This window comes from Rahnella sikkimica (genome assembly GCF_002951615.1).
GTDB lineage: Bacteria > Pseudomonadota > Gammaproteobacteria > Enterobacterales > Enterobacteriaceae > Rahnella > Rahnella sikkimica.
The window spans coordinates 775,809-794,141 of the sequence record NZ_CP019062.1 but is presented as its reverse complement, the minus strand read 5'-3'; the positions used below and the strand labels follow the sequence as shown (position 1 = coordinate 794,141).

The 18,333-nt window shown below is 52.0% G+C and carries 14 protein-coding genes and 1 tRNA gene; 5 read left to right on the top strand and 10 right to left on the bottom strand.

Features of this window, described 5'->3' with window-relative positions; translation table 11 throughout:
- Nucleotide 1 precedes the first annotated feature (1 nt).
- Nucleotides 2-1,096 (top strand): 4-oxalomesaconate tautomerase, encoded by a 1,095-nt coding sequence (locus BV494_RS03520; RefSeq protein WP_104921601.1) that lies wholly within the window; start codon nt 2-4, stop codon nt 1,094-1,096.
- A 674-nt stretch (nt 1,097-1,770) separates the two neighbouring features.
- On the opposite strand, the gene BV494_RS03515 is transcribed toward BV494_RS03520, so the two are convergent.
- From BV494_RS03515 to BV494_RS03485, 7 genes are all read right to left on the bottom strand, one after another.
- Nucleotides 1,771-2,727: an oligopeptide/dipeptide ABC transporter ATP-binding protein gene (locus BV494_RS03515; protein WP_104921600.1), complete on the bottom strand. Its 957-nt coding sequence runs from the start codon at nt 2,725-2,727 to the stop codon at nt 1,771-1,773.
- On the bottom strand, nt 2,727-3,740 hold the full coding sequence (locus BV494_RS03510; RefSeq protein ID WP_104921599.1) for an ABC transporter ATP-binding protein: 1,014 nt from the start codon (nt 3,738-3,740) through the stop codon (nt 2,727-2,729). The genes BV494_RS03515 and BV494_RS03510 overlap by 1 nt, the downstream gene beginning before the upstream one ends.
- A 1-nt stretch (nt 3,741) precedes the next feature.
- Nucleotides 3,742-4,653: a D,D-dipeptide ABC transporter permease gene (ddpC, locus tag BV494_RS03505; RefSeq protein WP_104921598.1), complete on the bottom strand. Its 912-nt coding sequence runs from the start codon at nt 4,651-4,653 to the stop codon at nt 3,742-3,744.
- Nucleotides 4,654-4,657: 4 nt separating this feature from the next.
- Entirely contained in the window at nt 4,658-5,674 is a 1,017-nt protein-coding gene (locus BV494_RS03500) for an ABC transporter permease (RefSeq protein ID WP_104921597.1), read from the bottom strand.
- Nucleotides 5,675-5,738: 64 nt separating this feature from the next.
- Complete coding sequence (locus tag BV494_RS03495; protein WP_104921596.1) at nt 5,739-7,319, bottom strand: ABC transporter substrate-binding protein; 1,581 nt, start codon at nt 7,317-7,319, stop codon at nt 5,739-5,741.
- 46 nt (nt 7,320-7,365) lie between these two features.
- On the bottom strand, nt 7,366-7,947 hold the full coding sequence (ddpX, locus tag BV494_RS03490) for a D-alanyl-D-alanine dipeptidase (protein WP_104921595.1): 582 nt from the start codon (nt 7,945-7,947) through the stop codon (nt 7,366-7,368).
- A 30-nt stretch (nt 7,948-7,977) separates the two neighbouring features.
- The gene (locus tag BV494_RS03485) at nt 7,978-8,850 is read right to left on the bottom strand and encodes a MurR/RpiR family transcriptional regulator (RefSeq protein WP_104921594.1); all 873 of its coding nucleotides are present in this window, start codon (nt 8,848-8,850) and stop codon (nt 7,978-7,980) included.
- 407 nt (nt 8,851-9,257) lie between these two features.
- Between BV494_RS03485 and BV494_RS03480 the strand changes: the two genes are divergently transcribed.
- Together BV494_RS03480 and BV494_RS03475 are read left to right on the top strand one after the other, a co-directional pair.
- Nucleotides 9,258-9,333: transfer RNA gene (locus BV494_RS03480), tRNA-Asn, on the top strand.
- Nucleotides 9,334-9,627: 294 nt separating this feature from the next.
- Complete coding sequence (locus tag BV494_RS03475; protein ID WP_104921593.1) at nt 9,628-11,166, top strand: cryptochrome/photolyase family protein; 1,539 nt, start codon at nt 9,628-9,630, stop codon at nt 11,164-11,166.
- A 145-nt stretch (nt 11,167-11,311) separates the two neighbouring features.
- Here the strand turns inward: BV494_RS03475 and BV494_RS03470 are convergent, their stop codons facing one another.
- Entirely contained in the window at nt 11,312-12,226 is a 915-nt protein-coding gene (locus tag BV494_RS03470) for a GGDEF domain-containing protein (protein ID WP_104921592.1), read from the bottom strand.
- Nucleotides 12,227-12,323: 97 nt separating this feature from the next.
- On the bottom strand, nt 12,324-14,099 hold the full coding sequence (locus tag BV494_RS03465) for a sensor domain-containing phosphodiesterase (protein ID WP_104921591.1): 1,776 nt from the start codon (nt 14,097-14,099) through the stop codon (nt 12,324-12,326).
- A gap of 452 nt (nt 14,100-14,551) precedes the next feature.
- Here BV494_RS03465 and BV494_RS03460 point away from each other — a divergent pair, with 452 nt between their 5' ends.
- Complete coding sequence (locus tag BV494_RS03460; protein WP_104921590.1) at nt 14,552-15,271, top strand: EAL domain-containing protein; 720 nt, start codon at nt 14,552-14,554, stop codon at nt 15,269-15,271.
- Between the two features lie 60 nt (nt 15,272-15,331).
- On the opposite strand, the gene BV494_RS03455 is transcribed toward BV494_RS03460, so the two are convergent.
- On the bottom strand, nt 15,332-16,246 hold the full coding sequence (locus tag BV494_RS03455) for a GGDEF domain-containing protein (RefSeq protein WP_192938064.1): 915 nt from the start codon (nt 16,244-16,246) through the stop codon (nt 15,332-15,334).
- A 734-nt stretch (nt 16,247-16,980) separates the two neighbouring features.
- On the opposite strand from BV494_RS03455, the gene BV494_RS03450 reads away from it, so the two are divergent.
- Complete coding sequence (locus BV494_RS03450) at nt 16,981-18,270, top strand: glycoside hydrolase family 68 protein (RefSeq protein WP_104921588.1); 1,290 nt, start codon at nt 16,981-16,983, stop codon at nt 18,268-18,270.
- Nucleotides 18,271-18,333: the final 63 nt, after the last annotated feature.

The following is an 18,333-nucleotide window of genomic DNA, read 5'->3' as shown; positions in this document are numbered from 1 at the left end:
TATGCCACAGACCCGAATTCCCTGCCTGCTAATGCGCGGCGGCACGTCCAAAGGTGCCTTCTTTCTGGCCGACGACCTGCCGCAAGACCCGGCTCTGCGCGACCGCGTGTTACTGGCGGCCATGGGTTCGCCCGATCCGCGCCAGATTGACGGGCTGGGCGGTGCCGATCCGCTGACCAGCAAAGTGGCGATAATCCGCCCTTCTGTCCGCACTGATGCCGATGTCGATTATCTGTTTGCGCAGGTTAACGTCGACAAAGCCGTAGTAGATTACGGCCAAAACTGTGGCAACATTCTGGCGGCCGTCGGCCCGTTCGCCCTCGAACGGAATCTGATTGCCGCCCGAAACGGCATCACGCCGGTGCGTATTTTCATGGAAAATACCGGTCAGATTGCGACCGCGTATGTTCCGGTTGAAGACGGACAGGTTTGTTATCAGGGCGATTTACGCATCGACGGCGTACCCGGCACGGCGGCAAAAATCAGTGTGGAATTTGCGGATATCGCCGGTTCCAGCTGTGGCGCATTACTGCCCACCGGCCATGCGCGGGACGTTTTCGACGGTACTGACGTCACCTGCATCGACAACGGTATGCCGGTGGTTTTGCTGCGCGCCGCAGATTTAGGCCGCACGGGCTATGAAAGCCGCGAACAGCTCGACGCCGATTCTGAACTGAAAACGCGCCTCGAATCGATCCGCTTACAGGCCGGTGTAAAAATGAATCTCGGCGACGTTTCACAGCGCACGGTGCCGAAAATGACGCTCATCGCGGAACCGCGAAACGGCGGTGCAATCTCCAGCCGGACGTTCATCCCGCACCGTTGTCACGCCTCGATTGGCGTACTCGGTGCCGTCAGCGTCGCCAGCGCCTGCCTGATCCCCGGATCCGTAACCGAAGGATTGGCGCACACGCCTGCTGGTTCAACACCGCTTATCAGCGTGGAACATCCGACCGGCGAATTCAGCGTTGAATTGAAACTCGACATGGAGAAATCAGGCGCAGGGCGGCTGGCCGGATGCGGGTTGCTGCGGACAGCACGGTTGATATTTGAAGGCGTGGTGATGGTATCGGGGGAGATATGGGAGGGGGAATGAACCGGAAAATTTCGGTTTTTCACTTGCAGTGAGGTGCTTCACTTGCAGTGAGGTGCTCACGTCTGACCGAGAAAGTTTCGGTTTTTCGATTGCGGTGATCGCTCAACTCAGGTCAAAACCTTGGGTTGCCACCCAAACCGGCCTCAAGGGTGGTCTATCGCCACCACCCTTGAGAATCCCGGGCTCTTTAACTGCGCGCTATCGCTGGGTCGACGGACGTGTTCTGGCATATCGGCATGTGGCGCGAAATCTTGCCGCTGCGCGGTACCTTCCCTACGAGCTTCGAGCCTTGCGGTCTCGAACTCTCGGTCAGCAAAATTTCTGAGCGCGCCAGCTTGCCTTTCTTAAAGATAAAACCAGTCCGCTTTTGAATTGAAAAAGCCATTGGCCGCTTTCAAAACGACGTCGAATGAGTGATGAGAAACGGCGAGAGTCTCTTTTCTCGCTGGTTCGAATCCGAAATGAGAGTACCGCACAGCGGCGGCGTTTGCGGCACTAGCCGGAGCTTCTGGAACATAGCCAGCGATCGGCAGCGCGCAGTTAAAAAGCGCGGGTGTCCAGAGGGCGCGCGCGTTAACGCGCCCTTTGGGCCAGTTTGGGCGGCGAGCCCAAGGTTTTGCCAGTTTGGGTGGCAACCCAAGGTTTTGATGTTTATTGCGGTTACAAAAGCGCTGTTATGCCCGCTCCGGCATAACCCGGTGACATCTCACCACCACCTCGTTTGCCCCGCAAACCAGATCCTGCGGCATCTGGCATCCATCCCCCGCCAGCGGGCATCGCTCGCGAAAATAACACCCCATTGGCAGGTTCCGGTTGCCCGGCAGTTCGCCTTTTTTATCAACGACGCCGTCATCCAGCAAACGCCCCGCACGCGGAACAGAATCCAGCAGCAAACGGGTGTACGGATGCTGCGGTTCTGTCAGCACTTTTTCTGCTGCGCCCAGTTCGACGATCTGCCCGAGGTACATTACCGCCACTCGGTCACTCATGTGGCGCACGACGGAAACGTTATGGGAAATCAGCACAAACGTCAGGCCGCGCTGGCGTTGCAGTTCCACCAGAAGATTGAGGATCTGAGCCTGTACGGAAATATCCAGCGCCGAGGTCGGTTCATCGAGCACGATGATGTCCGGCTCTGACGACAGCGCGCGGGCGATGGAAATACGCTGGCGCTGACCGCCGGAAAATTCATGCGGTAAACGGTCCAGATACTCTTTGCGGATGCCGACCTGCTCAGCCAGCGTGGCGGCGAGTTCACGGCGTTCGCGGCTGCTGTTGTGTTTCTGCACAAATACCGGCTCGGTGATAATCCGCCAGACGGGCAGACGCGGATCGAGCGACGATTGCGGATCCTGAAACACCATCTGCATACCGGAACCAAACCACGAATTATCATGGCGTGCACGGTGGATCTCTCCGCTACTCGGTTTTTGCAGTCCCATCAGCAACTGGGCCAGCGTGCTTTTTCCGCAACCGGATTCGCCGACAATCCCCAGCGTTTCGCCGCGAATAATATTCAGATCCAGCCCGTTGAGTGCATGGACGTAACCCGTCGGTTTGCCGCGCCAGTTAAAACTGGCGGGGAAACGCACGCGGATATCCTGCAATTCGACTAATGCTTCAGCAATCATCAGGAAAGCTCCTCAGTGCGTTGAACGGGGATCTGCGGATGCCAGCAGGCCACCGACTGACGCGGAAATTGCGGCAACGGCGTGAGTCCCGGCGTTTGCATACAGCGGTCATCGGCGTGATTGCAGCGTCCGCGAAAGGCACAGCCCTGCGGCAGTTTCGAGAGATTCGGCACGGTGCCGGGAATGGCTTTGAGCAGGCTGCGCGGCTCGCCGTTTTCCGGCGCGGCCTGCAACAGGCCGATGGAATACGGGTGCGACGGCGCGTCGATCACGTCCGTCGTATTGCCGCTTTCAATCACATGCCCCGCGTACATCACGTAAACGCGGTCACAAAGTTGCGAAACAACCGCCATATCATGGGTGATAAATAAGACGGCGGTGCCGCTGGCGCGGGCTTTGCGCTGCAACAGGCGAAGAACCTGACGTTGCACGGTGACGTCCAGCGCGGTAGTCGGTTCATCGGCGATAATCAGTTCGGGTTCGCAGGAAAACGCCATCGCAATCAGCACGCGCTGGCGCATACCGCCGGAAAGCTCGAACGGATAACGCGACATCACCTGTTCCGCGTCGGCAATCTGCATATCTTGCAGCAGGCCGGTGGCTTTTTTCCACGCCTGCGCCTTGCTGATTTTCTGGTGCAGGCAGATCACCTCGCACATCTGCCGCCCGATTTTGCGCGTCGGGTTCAGCGCATTCATCGGTTCCTGAAAAATCATCGCCACCCGCGCGCCGCGCAGTTTCCGCATCTGTTCTTCACTGGCGTGAACCACGTCGGTGCCGAGCAGTCGTAATTCACCGCCGGTCACGGTAAAACCATCAGGCGGCAGCAGGCGCATCGCCATCATCGCCGTGACCGATTTGCCGGAGCCGGATTCACCGACCACACCGACAATTTCCCCGGCACTGACCGACAGCGACACCTGATTCAGCGCTTTCACTTCGCCGCCGTAAACCGGGAAGACCAGTTGCAGGTTGTCGATTTCCAGAACCGGCGCGTTGTTTTGTTCAGCCATTTCAGCGCCCTCTGCTTTTCGGGTCGAGCAGGTCACGCAGACCGTCGCCGAACAGGTTAAAACCGGTGGCGGTGATCAGGATCGCCACGCCGGGGAAGGCGGAATACCACCACTGGTCGAGAATATAATTGCGGCCATTCGAGACCATCGCGCCCCATTCGGCGGTCGGTTGCTGTGCCCCGAGGCCGATGAACCCTAAGGTCGCGGCCATCAGAATCGAGGTGCCGATATCGAGCGAGGCCTGCACCACCAGCGGCGGCATCACGTTACGCAAAACGTGCCAGGTAATAAGATGCCAGCGCGATGCGCCAAAGGTGCGCGTGGCCTGCATATACGCCTGATGACGCAGCATCAGCGTCTGTCCGCGCGCCAGCCGGACGTAAAACGGAATGCGCACAACGGCAATCGCCAGCATCGCGTTGAACAGACTCGGCCCGAGCGCCGCCGCCAGCGCCATTGTCAGGACCAGCGACGGCACCGACAGCATGATGTCCATGCAGCGCATTATCAGCGTGTCCACCACGCCGCCGACCACGCCGGAAAAACAGCCGAGCAGTGAGCCAATGGAGCCCGCAATAATCACTACCGCCAGCCCGGCCGCGACCGATTGCTGGCTGCCAATCAGCACGCGGCTGAACAGGTCACGCCCGACTTCATCGGTGCCAAACCAGTGCGCGGCAGACGGTGCCTGCAAACGGTCGGTCAGGCTAATGGCGTTCGGATCGTGCGGCACCAGCCACGGCGAAAAAATCATGATAAACAGGACGATGAGCATGATCGCCAGCCCGAGCATCGTCAGCGGGCTGCGGCTCAGCAGATGAAAAGTGCGCCGCCAGGTGGCAAAGCGCGGTTTGACGTCCGGCGGTACAACACCGGCACGGTGATTATTCACGTCGGGTTCAATGACAGACATTCGCTCACCCCTCACGGCCAATGCGCGGGTCAATCCACACATACAGCAAATCCACGCACAAATTGACGATGACGTAAGCAAACGACACCACCACCGCAAAGCCCATCACCGCCGGAAAATCCAGCGCCTGAATCGAATTCACCACGTAAGCCCCCATCCCCGGCCAGGCGAAAACCGTTTCGGTCAGCACCGCGCCGTAAAGCAGATCGCCCATCGCCAGCCCGAGTACGGTCACGGACGGGATCAGCGCATTCGGCAGCGCGTGGCTTAAAATCACCCGCCAGCGCGATAAGCCGTTGGCGCGCGCGGTGCGGATATAATCTTCACTCAGCTGTTCGAGCATCGCAGAACGGATTTGCCGCGCCACAATGCCCATGTGGACGAACGCCAGCGTCAGCGCAGGCATCACCAGATGCTGAAGGCTGTTCCAGAACGTCTCCCAGTTACCGGTCAGCAGCGAATCGAGCACATAAAAGCCGGTGATATTGGCCGGCGGATCCAGCCAGTCATCCAGCCTGCCGCCGCCCGGCAGCAGGTTCAGATGGCCGTAAAACAGAATTATCACACCCAACCCCAGCCAGAATGCCGGGGTGGAAATCCCCAGAACCGACAGTAAACGCACCAGATGATCGGGGAATTTATTGCGGTATACCGCCGACAATACGCCCAGAGGAATACCCAGTACGATGGCCAGAAACAGCGCGCTGACGGCCAGCTCGAGCGTGGCGGGGAAGAAAGCCCTGAGATCGTCGAGAACCGGCCTGCCGGTGCGGATCGACGTGCCTAAATCGCCGTGCAACAGATCGCTCACGTAACGGAAAAACTGCACATACAGCGGCTGATTCAGCCCGAGCTGTTCGCGGATATGTTCGACCATTTCGTTGCTTGCGCGGTCACCCGCCAGCAGACGCGCCGGATCGCCGGGGATCATGTGCGAGATGATAAAAGTGATGACGCAAACGCCCGCCATCACCAGTATCAAACCCCAGCATCGCTGACGGATAAGAGTCCAGAAAGTCATATTTCATTTTCCCCGTAAAGCCCCTCTCGTGTTGTGAAAGGGGTTTTCGTAAATGATGCCGCCGCTATTTCTTACTCATCTGACTGACATTAAAGACCTGCTCAAGCATCGGGTTGAAAACGAAACCTTTGACGTCTTTGTTCATCGCGACCTGATAGTTTTTCTGGAACAGATAGACATACGCCGCTTCGTCGATGACGATTTTCTGCGCCTGCTGGTAGTAGTCTGTCCGCTGTTTCTGATCCGTCACCGACACCGCTTTTTTCAGCAGGGCATCGACATCAGGATTGGAATAGAACGAACGGTTTCCCGGCAGCCCTTTTTTGTCGGACTCGAACCAGTAGTTCATGAACATGTACGGGTCGGCGAAATCCGGACTCCAGTTGCCGATCGAAATGTCGTAATCGCCCTGCCCGATACGGTCACGCATGGTGGCGTTCGCCAGTTTTTCCAGCTTAACGCTGATCCCGGCCTGACCGAGGCTGGCCTGCACGGCAAGCGCGATGGATTCCCAGTTCGGATCGTTATCGGAATAGAGGAAGTCCAGCGTCTGCGGCTTGTCTTTCACTTTTTCCAGATCGGCTTTCGCCTGCGTCAGATCCAGCGTGTATTGTTTGGCCGTCGGGTCAAAACCCCACATGCCATCCGGGATCGGCCCGCGCATCTGTTTGGCGTTACCGCCGAGAATGCCCTTCACCATGCCCTGATAATCCACCGCAGACGAAATCGCACGGCGCAGATCCACCTGGTTAAGCGGCGTTTTGGCGTTATTGAGATACAGATACGTCACGCGCAGTGACGGGAATTCTTCAACGGCAACTTTGTCTTCTTTTTTCAGCGCCGCCAGCTGGTCCATCGGCAGGGAGTCGGCAATGTCCAGATCGCCGCGCGACAGTTGCAGACGGCGCGTGGCGCTCTCACCAATAATCTTAACCGTGACGCGTTTAAAGGCCGGTTTTGCGCCGCTGTAATGCGGGTTCGGCACCAGCACCAGTTGCTGACCTTTCTGCCAGCGATCGAGTTTATACGGGCCGGAACCGGCGGTATGACCGGCCAGCCAGGCTTTGCCTTCATCAGCCGGATTGGCTTTGGCAATCGCCGGATTCACAATGCCCGCGCCGTCATTGGCCAGCGTATACAGGAACGGCGCGAATGGCGTTTTCAGCGTGAACGTGACGGTCAGCGGATCAACTACCGTCACCGCCATATCTTTCGGAAACGCTTCCGACGGTCCCTGCGCAATTTTCATCAGGCGTTCAAACGACCATTTCACCGCATCGGCGTTGACGTCGGTGCCGTCGTCAAATTTCGCGCCCGGCTTGAGCTTAAACGTCCAGACGAGTTGATCCGGCGACGCCGTCCAGCTGGCCGCTAAGTCCCCTTCCACCTGCGTGGAGCCTTTGCCGTTTTCAGTTTTGTACTGCACCAGACGCTGATACGCCGGATACGTCACCGTCCAGTCGTTGTTATCGATTGTCACCGCCGGATCCAGCGTTTGCGGGTCAGCGGCTTTCCCGATCACCAGCATGTCTTTCGGAACGGCGGCCTGTGCGGCAAAACTCAAACCTGACAGGGCGAGAAAAATGCCACCGGCGATCCGTGTTTGAGTCGTTTTACGGAACGTGCTGATTGCTGTGTTGCTCATCGGAGAACTCCTGGCTTTATGAAAAGTGATAAGAGACTTGCAATGATTACGCGGCGTTAACCGGCGGATAGCAGCCGAACCGCTCGTCCAACAACGGATACGTTTTGGCATCCGGTAATTCAAAGTGCCACCACTCGCTGGTGATGCCTTTAAAGCCGCCCGCCGCCATCACGGCATTGAGCAGTAAACGGTTTCGCTGGATCTCCGGCGGTAAATCCGGATAAAACGGGTGCGAGACTTCGGTCATTTCATCAAAACCCGCGCCCATATCCAGTACGTCGCCCTGATCATCAAGCAACGTCAGATCGACCGCCACGCCCCGGCTGTGGTGCGAGCCGAGTTTGATATCCACAACATAATCCGGGTTCGGAAACGCTGCCCACAAACAGGCCTGCGCCGCCTGCGGCCGGTAAGCGTCGTAGATTTTCAACCGGAATCCCGCCAGCTTCGCGACCTGATTGCAACGCACCAGCGCAGCGGCCGCATCGGGGTGCAACAGGCAGCGCGATTCGCGATAAATCGGCTGACCGGTCAGGTTATCGGCGGTGGCATATTTCAGGTCGATCACAGCGTCTGGCAGGCTTTGCGCCAGGTCGGTCAGTGCGACATCGGGTGTTTTTGTGTTCATCAATAAACTCTGTCCGCTGGTTTTAGAAAATTACGATTCAAATTGTCCGAGCTGTTTCTGCAAAATCCGGTTGTTCGCCAGCCGCTGTTCCACGTCATTCCCGCGCAGTTCCAGCACGGAAGAACACAGCAGGTTGAACAGGCAGCTGAGCGGCGCCATCGAATCCCAGAACTGGCCGGTATCCGTTTTCACCTGCAATAAATCGACCGGATAATCGCGCGCCCACGGACAGTAAATGTCGGTGATCAGCGCCACGTTCAGCCCGCGTTCGCAGGCCGCCTCACAATAGGTTTGCGCCATTTTCGAGTAAGCGCGGGTATCAGTAACCACCAGATAAGGTTGTGCGAATTCCGAATTGAGCGATTCCACGTAGGTGCCGGAAAGTCCGTCGGCGAAATACACTTTCGGACGCAGATATTCGAGATAGCTCGCAAAATTATTGGCGATACCGCGCACCGACTGAATGCCGAGAATAAACACCGCCTCGGCCTCGGCCAGACGGCGGCTGACCTGCGCAAAACTGTCGCTCTGCGCCAGTTGATAAACGTGATTAATGGCCTCAAGTTCGAGCGTCAGCGATTGCCCTAACTTTTCCTGCTGCGGCTGTTTGCTGCGTTCGCGGTATGCGCCCAGCCGGTCGGTGACCACCCACGGCTGATACGCGGTTCCGCTTTGCTGGCGCAGCGTTTGCTTGAAATCATCCAGGTTGCGATAGCCGAGACTGCGCAGATAACGCCCGACCGAAATACCGCTGGTCGCCGCGCTGCGCGCAATGCTGTCGGCGGTTTCGAACGGAATTTGCGCCAGATTGGCCAGCAGATAACCGGCAATGCGCTTCCCCGTTGGCGTTTGTGCGGAGAACGACGCTTCGATTTGTTCAATCACATCCTGCGCTGGCTGCATCGGTTAATCCCCTGTAGCTGCTTTTGTTGCTTCATTGTCAAAAAACTAGCCGTTGTTAGTAAAATAACAATGCACGGGGTGTGCCAGTTCCCACAAATGTGTGAAATTTGTGCAGCAGATCGGAGTTTGTGACGATTTAATGAACAAAAAGTGGCAAAGAACGTGCTTAAAAATTTCTAAATACACCCTGCCCGATAACCACTGCACAACAATCAGGCAACTTATGGTTGCTTTTAGTGCAAAGGGTTTCCGGCAAGATGAGAAAAGAAGTAGAAATGGGAGAGGATTTAATCACTTTGCCTTAACAGTCAACAAGTTGGATATTAAGAGAACACTCAGACAAGTTTTTGCGTTAACCCTTTGACATGCCTACGGGCAGTCGCTATTATTCGCCCCGTTCAAACGATTCCTCTGTAGTTCAGTCGGTAGAACGGCGGACTGTTAATCCGTATGTCACTGGTTCGAGTCCAGTCAGAGGAGCCAAATTAGAAAAGCCCGCTTAAGGAAACTTAAGCGGGCTTTTTGCTTTTATTTACCTTGCTGGCTTTCTCTTTACCTTCGCTTTAATACTCCCCTGAACAAGATTAAAAGTTGCAGGCAAAAAAGGACGCGTCTTACCGGGGACAACAGACGAATGTCTGTCAAAACAGAGGCAGGAATACTGCAACTATCACGTCTATACTCCCTGTTCGTTGATTAAAACCAGAAGCGTTCCCCGCAAAATGCATTTTCACCACGTACAAAGTGCCTGTTTTTTTAACTGCAAGGTTCAATCTAATGACTAAAAACCGCCGGTTGTGTCTGGTGCTGGGCGATCAGCTTTCGTTTGATCTGGCTTCATTGAACGGGCTGGACGCGCAACGTGATGCCGTTCTTCTGGTTGAAGTCATGGAGGAGGCGCGCCATGTCCCTCACCATCCGCAAAAAATTGTGCTTATTTTCAGTGCAATGCGCCACTTTGCTCAGGCATTGAAACAGCAAGGTTTTTGCGTGCATTACGTCACTCTCGATGACCCGCTCAATTCCGGATCAGTACCGGGCGAATTACTGCGCTGGCAATCGCAGTTGCAGTCAGAAGAGGTTCACCTGACAGAATGCGGGGACTGGCGTCTTGAGCACTCGCTCAGAGAGTGTGGACTGCCCCTGCAATGGCATTCCGACACCCGTTTTTTGTGCTCGCGTGATGAGTTCTCATCCTGGGCCAAAGACAAAAAGCAGTTGCGCATGGAGTTTTTCTATCGGGAAATGCGCCGCAAAAGCGGGCTGCTGATGAATATCGACGGCACACCGGCTGGCGGCAACTGGAATTTCGATGCAGAAAACCGTAAGGCGCTCCCCAAAAGCGTGGTCGCGCCCTATCCGGCACGCTTTAGCGCAGATGCCATCACTCAGGACGTCCTTGAGCTGGTTCGCGCGCAGTTCGCAAACCATTACGGTTCAGTCGACGTGTTCGATTATCCGGTGACGCACGCCGATGCTCAGTCACTGTGGGATTATTTTCTGGATTTCGGTCTGGCCGCGTTCGGGGATTATCAGGATGCGATGGCGTGCGATGAGCCATTTTTATTTCACGCACGGATCAGCGCGGCGCTCAATATTGGTTTGCTGGATGTGCGGCAGCTGTGTGGCGATGTGGAATCTGCCTATCTGTCCGGCAGAATTAAACTCAATGCGGCTGAAGGTTTTATTCGCCAGCTTATTGGATGGCGCGAATATGTGCGCGGCGTCTACTGGCTGAAGATGCCGGACTATGCGGGTGGCAACGTCTTTGGGAACAGCAGGCCACTTCCTGAATTCTACTGGACCGGTAAAACCCAGATGAACTGCATGCGTCAAGCCATCGGCCAGAGCCTTGAATATGCCTACGCGCACCACATCCAACGGCTGATGGTGACGGGCAACTTCGCACTGCTCGCAGGCATTGCGCCCGCTGAAATATGCGAATGGTATCTCGCCATTTACATGGACGCTTTCGACTGGGTTGAGTTACCCAATACGCTCGGCATGGTCATGCACGCCGACGGGGGATATCTGGGCTCCAAACCTTACTGCGCCAGCGGTCAGTATATAAACCGTATGTCTGACTATTGCCGTACTTGTGTGTACAAAGTCAGTGAAAGCACAGCGGATAACGCCTGCCCTTTCAATGCGCTGTACTGGCACTTTATTATGCGGCACAGCGAACTTCTGCGCGGAAATCACCGCATGGGCCTGACTTACAAAAATCTTGACCGGCTGGCGGAATCTAAGCGGGAAGCGCTCTGGCAACGCGGCGAGATGCTGCTGGCGAAGCTCGATGCAGGGGAATCACTTTAATAAAAACGAACATTTGCCCGTAAATTTTATGGCGGGCAAAGAACGTTTTTTCCGACTGAGGTCAGATTTTCCCCGTTAAGTAAAAAACCCGCTCAGGACACGTAGCGGGTTTTTTATTCATGCAATATCGCGAAACCGGAGTGATTTACCCGGCGGCCCATTCGATCCGGTTCTTACCCCGACATTTCGCGTCATACAGGGCGACATCGACGCGTTTGAGTAAATTCCCGACCGTTTCATCTTCTTTTTTGTGACCGGCTCCGATACTGACGGTAAAGCGGATTTCCCCCCGGAGAAGTAAGTCGCGGGTTCGGGATAATATTTTTTCCGCCACGAGACTGGCTTCCTGTTTTGAGGGCAACTGCAAAATCACCGCAAACTCTTCGCCGCCGATTCTGGAGGCGGTGACATGGCCGTCATACAGGCTGCTCAGCAGATCCCCGAACGCCCGAAGAACTTCATCACCGATGTCATGCCCGTATTTGTCATTGATGTTTTTAAAGAAGTCGATATCAATGATAAAAACATAAATATTGGTATTGTCTAATTCCAGAAGAATATTTCTGAAATAACGTCGGTTTGGCAAATGCGTCAATTCATCACGATAAGAATCTATACTGACATCGGCATATTTATCATTCACGTACCGCACAATAAAATAGATGCCAATCGAAACGCAGAGCATCCCGGTCAGTCTGGAGACATCCTCAATAAAATATCCCACCCACATCGGTTGATGGATAAATTCATCCATCACATCGAAAGCCGCTGACATTATCCAGATAAGTAAGCCCAGGTTGATCCACCTGCGCAGACTGGCCTGAACCGTTAAGCGGTTAAAACTCCATAAGATAAAATTAAGTATCAGCAACTGAACCAGGTCAAATACCCAGCCGGAATTTTGCATCCAGGAGTGCCCGATGACTTTTTTGGGAAAGCTGACCAGATTAATTATCATCACCAGAACACACAGCGCCAGTGAGAACACCATTGGCATATACAGGGTTTTTCGTGATTCATTTTTAGTAAAAAGTCCGTCTTCATATTTCACGAATGGCATACCACCCCCTGATGCATATTTCGCAAATGTCCCCGAAACTTTATTTCAGGCAGATACGATGTTAATAAAGCCCGCTTAAGAAAACTCACACGGGCTTTTAGATTGACGGTTTAGCCGGATGATGATTTTTGGCGTGGCACCAGGCCTCAAAATCCCTGGGTCTCAGCGGCCTGGCGTAAACATAACCCTGTACCTCGTCACACCCCAACCCACGCAGAATGTCGACCGTTTGGTCATCTTCCACACCTTCCGCCAGCACCACATAATCGAGTTGCTTAAGCAGCCTGATGACATTGCGGACAATAATGCGGCTGGCTTTATCACTGGCAATGTTACTCACAATCGAACGGTCGAGTTTAATGATGTCCATGGGGATCTGCCGCAGATAGTTGATGTTGCTGTAACCGGAACCAAAGTCATCCAGTGAGATCTTAAACCCGCGCAATTTTAGCATCTCCAGCCCGTGAAGTGCCGCCGGGCTTTCCAGCATTTTCTCCGTTTCTAAACACTCCACACCCAGCAAGGCGGGTGTCAGCCCGGCATCGCGCATTTTTTGTTCCAGTTCATCGGCAAAGTCAGGCCGGGAAAAATCACTGGCGGCCAGGTTCACAGAGACAGGTAATGAAATCCCCCGGTCACGCCACAGGCTTAACTGCGCAATAGCATGATCAATGACCCATGCCGTCAGTTCGCGCATCAGGCTGGTTCTTTCCACCAGAGGAATAAAAAGCCCCGGCAAAACTTCGCCGTGTTCAGGATGCTTCCAGCGCAGCAGCGCCTCAACGCCCGTCACCAGACCGGTCACCAGAGAAACCTTGGGCTGATACACCAGATATAACCCGTTATCCTCCTGAAGCGCCTTTCTCAGGCCGGTAAGCAGGCTAAAATCATTCTTCTTGCGGTTATCCAGCGTCGCATCAAACGTCATAAACCGGTGTTCATGACTGATCGCTTCATGCAATGCGCTGACCGCACGACGCAGTATTTCTACCGGCGTCATCGTGTTATCACACGGCCCCGAGTCGCCGATATGAATATCCAAATCCAGAGGCACCTCGGGGTTGATTCTGGCCTGAATTCCGCGCAGACGTTGGGCGATATCTTCTAATGTCGCGCCCTCTTCGGCGGTGGTGAACCAGGCAAATCGCCCGACGGCAACGGCGTAAAGTTGCGCCGGTATCTGCAACCGGGTTTGAAGCTGAACCGCCATATCCCGCAGTAAATTTTCGACAGCGGTCATCCCCAGCGAACGCGCCATTTCGTACGCAAAAGGCATGTCAATGCAGTCAATGATGACGAGCTTAAATGTGCTCTGCGCTGAAACAGCAATGTCTTTGAGCATCCGCTGGCGGTTAGGCAGAAGCGTGACAATGTCGATATAACCAACGGCATGCCACGATGCCAGAAAACCCGACACCAGCCCGGCCAGCGTCTCAAAAATCCCCACCTGCTCGGCTGAAAGTGTCCGGGGTTGTGTATCTAAAAGACACAATGTCCCGACACTTACGCCGTCCTGCGTATTGAGCGGGCAACCGGCATAAAAACGGACAAAAGGGGCTTCTGTAACGGCCTGAAAGTGTCTGAAATCAGGATGCCGGGCGGTATCGGCACAAATGAACGTCTTGCCTTGTTCCAGCGTACTTACGCAGAATGCTTCGCTGAGTCTCGTTTCGGTTACCGCAACATTCTGTGCGGATTTGATGTACTGCTTTTCATCATCCATCACCGACACAAAGCATATCGGCATCTTTAATAGCAGGCAGGCCAGACGCGTATATTCTTTCAACGCGTCGTCCCGAACCTCATCATGGTTTTTCAGCAGGTCGATCGCCGCGCGCTTTTTACTTTCATCGCTGCCCAGATCGGTCAACATGGCAAGACTCCCGGTGAAGTTAGATTTTCTGTTCGCCCTCGCCTGCTACAATCACTCTGTATGCTTGGCGAAGGTGGCGCAATACGCGCCACAACCTATCCTAGCCCCACATTATAACGTTTCCCAGTCATTCTCAGAAACAGGACGCGCGCACAGGCTCAGCGTCCCTGTTTAGGCAGGTTTGACGGGTTTGCAAATAGAAAAAGCTTAGCCCAAAACCCGTGCAGAAATACATGTAACGGGTTGCTTTCGGAAATATTATGGTTCCTTATGCTTTTATTCACATTTCAAAATCATATAACACATAAAATCAGCGAGTTAGATTTGTTTTATCGATCAATAGGTATTAATCAATAGGTTTTATCATAGGAAAAATCGATCAATATATGTTTATTAATTCGCGAAAGTGATCAATGATCACCATTACACAATGACAGACTTTTAGGGAGGAAATGATGTTGCGTTTAAATTTTCAGGTCTCATGCAAATTCAGATGTGAACCTATATATAGTATCGGAGGGTCACTACACGCAGTCGAAGTATTGACAAGTTTTGAGGGCGGTTACGCCGGTGGAAAAATGGAACCTCAAAAATTTATCAGCTCACTGGACACAAAATCTAAGCGCGAATTATTGCTAGCACAGTTAACTGAAATTAACGCCCAATCACTCTTTTTCAAAAACAACAAACTCCTTTGCTCCCTGAACATCGATCAGAGCATGGCAATCATGATTCTGGAAGATCATGATGTACAGGAAATTATAGAAAAAAATGACTTTATACGACTGGAAATATCAGAGCGTTTTCCTAAAATAGATAAAACAGAGGGAAATATAATTTTAGATGCTTTAGCTGAAAAGTATGAATTATGGCTCGATGACTACGGAACCGACTTCAGCAATATCAATACATTGAAAAACACAAAATTCGAATCAGTTAAAATAGATAAGAAATTCTTTTGGGAAAATGGCAATTCAGTAATGTGGGCCAGCATCCTTGATAATATCAGCCAGCATTGTGCTTCTATTATCGTTGAAGGCGTTGAAACCGGCACGCAGTTAAGAAGTCTTAAATACAGTGGTGTATCCTGCGTCCAGGGTTTCTTATTCCCTTCAGTCCCCTTAGATGACATCGAAATACTCATGCCTAAAAAAGGGTATTATAATCTCTAAGCAAAATATCGTGTCCGAACGCAGAAAATCTGCCGACTCAACAGTCAAACTGTCTCACCATTAACTGACTGTTTCACCTTGCGAAATTGTTCTGTTTTTTCCACTCGTTTTGGCTGTGTAAAGCGCATTATCTGCGCAGCTTATTGTTTCAAGCACAGATTGAGTGAGAGTGTGTTCCGCCAGGCCGATAGAAGCAGTCACCTTGACTTCATTACTGTCAAATTTTAAATTACTTTCCTGGATTATCCGCCTTATTTTCTCTGCTATTTTTTCGGCATTTTGTAAGTTTGCATTTATAAATATGATGAACTCCTCCCCGCCATATCGCCCTACAAAATCATTTGCCCGGACATTATCCTTTACGATCTGAGCAATTTTCTTGATGACCTTATCTCCGAAAGGATGCCCAAAGCTATCGTTCAGCGATTTAAAATTATCAATATCCAGCATGAGCACACAGAAATTTTCTTCATAAGACTCACCCAGATATTTAATATGATCGTCTATGCTTCTCCGGTTGCTAACGCCTGTGAGGGGATCGATTTTTGAGGCATTTTTGAAAAAAAGTTCTCTTTTTGACAAATTTATCAGGTTATTCAGGAAAACATAAACCAGGGAAATATAGAGCAAGCTCATGATGGTTTTAATGATGGCAAGTTCCCAATATCCATTATCATTAAGAATATTGATATGGATGAGCAGGTTGAAGGCTTGCGCAACACTGTAGGAGTAAAGAACGTACCTTACGCCCACTTTTCCCTTTATATGGAAAACCATTAACAACACAAAATACACCAGAGAAAAAGCGTCATAAAATGTCGAGGCACCGAATAAAAACACCGTGCTCACAATCAGACTGGCAAAAAAAGTCGGATACCCAAAGATGATGAGTCCAAAAGTGATCGGCGATATAACGACGCTATAAATGCTGGTATTGTGCTGAACGCCGATATGAAACAAATAAATGCTAGCCATCCCCAGCACGATCCCTAGCAATATCTTCAATGAGAGGTGCCTGCTTAAAGCAGACTTATAGTTTATCAGAGGGATGGAGATGCAGGTATAAGTGATACATATACCGACGAGCGTGTTAATAAACGTTAACTCTATGAAGTCCATAACATGGTAGCCACTGTAATAAAATCACCTGAAACAGTGTATCTTTTCCAAATAGAAGTAACAAGAAATTACATCCAACGCCAACCCTCGCAGTTATTCTGAATATTTCCTGTAATACAGTCAATGAATCTGAATGAGTTAACTCTAATCCTATTTTATGTGAAATATTGTCACACCGGCTTTTGAAAACGGGCAATTTTTTAACTAAAGGTATCATTTATGCACATTACGCTGTGATCGGGTTAAAAAATGCCAATGCATTAATTTCCTTAATGTATTGGCAGGATCTTGCTGAAAAAAACCTGCTATACCCCTTTTACACTCAATGACACGGACAGAAACTCATACCTGTCATGGAATAACGCGCCGCTTAATAAAACTCAAAAACCCGATCTGGCCACTATTACAGTTAATTCAACGTATGCCCTGCGGTTTCCCACACAACGTAACTTACTTTATCTCAAATATTTTTTTCTTCAGTATTAATTCTGCCAGGCGGTCCTGATTTATAGATTTAACAGACGGACTGAATGGCGGGTTAATAAATTGGATTTTATTTTAATTTAAACATTAAACGATGAGGTGGTTTTATGAGTACGTTAAACGATAAATCTTTACTGGAACAACCGGTTATTCAATCAAGTATCTGGTCACGGGCAGATGCGTTAAAAGTGAATGAAAATGATCCGACCACAACCCAACCGCGGGTCAGCGCTGATTTCCCGGTAATGAGTGATACGGTTTTTATCTGGGATACGATGCCGCTGCGTGATATTGATGGCAAAGTACTTTCGGTCAATGGCTGGTCCGTTATTTTCACACTAACGGCTGACCGTCAGCCTGAAAACCCTGATTATATTGATGCCAACGGTAATTATGATATTGCTCTCGACTGGAATAATCGTCATGGACGGGCAAAAATGTGTTTTTGGTATTCTAAAACAGGGAAGAACTGGAAATTTGGCGGCCGCGTAATGAAAGAAGGGGTTTCTCCGACGACGCGCGAATGGGCGGGCTCCCCTATTTTGTTAAATAACCAGGGTGAGATTGATTTGTATTATACCGCCGTCACGCCGGGCGCGACGATCGTCAAAGTCCGCGGGCGCATTGCGACCTCCAATAAAGGGGTGAGTCTTAGCGACTTTACTGACGTGAAGGCTCTGTTCGAGGCGGACGGCAATCTTTACCAGACTGAAGCACAAAACCCGTACTGGGGTTTTCGCGACCCGTTCCCATTCCGTGACCCTAAAAGCGGCAAATTATATATGTTGTTTGAGGGCAACGTAGCGGGAGTGCGAGGTAGCCATATTGTCGGGCCAGATGAAACCGGTGATGTTCCGCCGGGTTATGAAAATGTGGGTAATTCACGCTATCAGACCGGTTGTGTAGGGATTGCTGAAGCCGATGACGAAAACGGCGACAGCTGGACATTGCTCCCGCCGCTGGTCACCGCGGTTGGCGTGAACGACCAGACCGAGCGCCCGCATTTTGTGTTCCAGGACGGTAAATATTATCTGTTCACGATCAGCCATAAATTTACCTATGGTGACGGTCTGACGGGTCCGGACGGTGTTTATGGCTTTGTCAGTGACGAAATCTTCGGGCCTTATACCCCGCTGAATGGTTCTGCATTGGTGCTGGGAAATCCGCCATCCCAGCCCTTCCAGACCTATTCGCATTACGTCATGCCTAATGGTTTAGTGACGTCATTCATTGACAGCGTGCCCGCAGACAAAGCCACCACCGGCATGGATTATCGTATTGGCGGCACGGAAGCGCCTACGGTCAAAATCAAGATCAAAGGTGACCGCACGTTTGTGGTCGATGAATTCGACTACGGCTACATTCCGCCAATGGCCGACGTGGTCATTACGGGATAATTCGCAGCGTTAACCTGGCTTACGTTAACATTGGTTTGCCTTTACAACGCCCGGTGCCGTGCA

What these genes read in the sequence shown, in the direction of transcription:
- BV494_RS03520 (WP_104921601.1), top strand. Translation starts at nt 2, where the DNA reads ATGCCACAGACCCGAATTCCCTGCCTGCTAATGCGCGGCGGCACGTCC.
- BV494_RS03515 (WP_104921600.1), bottom strand. Translation starts at nt 2,727, where the DNA reads ATGATTGCTGAAGCATTAGTCGAATTGCAGGATATCCGCGTGCGTTTC.
- BV494_RS03510 (WP_104921599.1), bottom strand. Translation starts at nt 3,740, where the DNA reads ATGGCTGAACAAAACAACGCGCCGGTTCTGGAAATCGACAACCTGCAA.
- ddpC (WP_104921598.1), bottom strand. Translation starts at nt 4,653, where the DNA reads ATGTCTGTCATTGAACCCGACGTGAATAATCACCGTGCCGGTGTTGTA.
- BV494_RS03500 (WP_104921597.1), bottom strand. Translation starts at nt 5,674, where the DNA reads ATGACTTTCTGGACTCTTATCCGTCAGCGATGCTGGGGTTTGATACTG.
- BV494_RS03495 (WP_104921596.1), bottom strand. Translation starts at nt 7,319, where the DNA reads ATGAGCAACACAGCAATCAGCACGTTCCGTAAAACGACTCAAACACGG.
- ddpX (WP_104921595.1), bottom strand. Translation starts at nt 7,947, where the DNA reads ATGAACACAAAAACACCCGATGTCGCACTGACCGACCTGGCGCAAAGC.
- BV494_RS03485 (WP_104921594.1), bottom strand. Translation starts at nt 8,850, where the DNA reads ATGCAGCCAGCGCAGGATGTGATTGAACAAATCGAAGCGTCGTTCTCC.
- BV494_RS03475 (WP_104921593.1), top strand. Translation starts at nt 9,628, where the DNA reads ATGACTAAAAACCGCCGGTTGTGTCTGGTGCTGGGCGATCAGCTTTCG.
- BV494_RS03470 (WP_104921592.1), bottom strand. Translation starts at nt 12,226, where the DNA reads ATGCCATTCGTGAAATATGAAGACGGACTTTTTACTAAAAATGAATCA.
- BV494_RS03465 (WP_104921591.1), bottom strand. Translation starts at nt 14,099, where the DNA reads ATGTTGACCGATCTGGGCAGCGATGAAAGTAAAAAGCGCGCGGCGATC.
- BV494_RS03460 (WP_104921590.1), top strand. Translation starts at nt 14,552, where the DNA reads ATGATGTTGCGTTTAAATTTTCAGGTCTCATGCAAATTCAGATGTGAA.
- BV494_RS03455 (WP_192938064.1), bottom strand. Translation starts at nt 16,246, where the DNA reads ATGGCTAGCATTTATTTGTTTCATATCGGCGTTCAGCACAATACCAGC.
- BV494_RS03450 (WP_104921588.1), top strand. Translation starts at nt 16,981, where the DNA reads ATGAGTACGTTAAACGATAAATCTTTACTGGAACAACCGGTTATTCAA.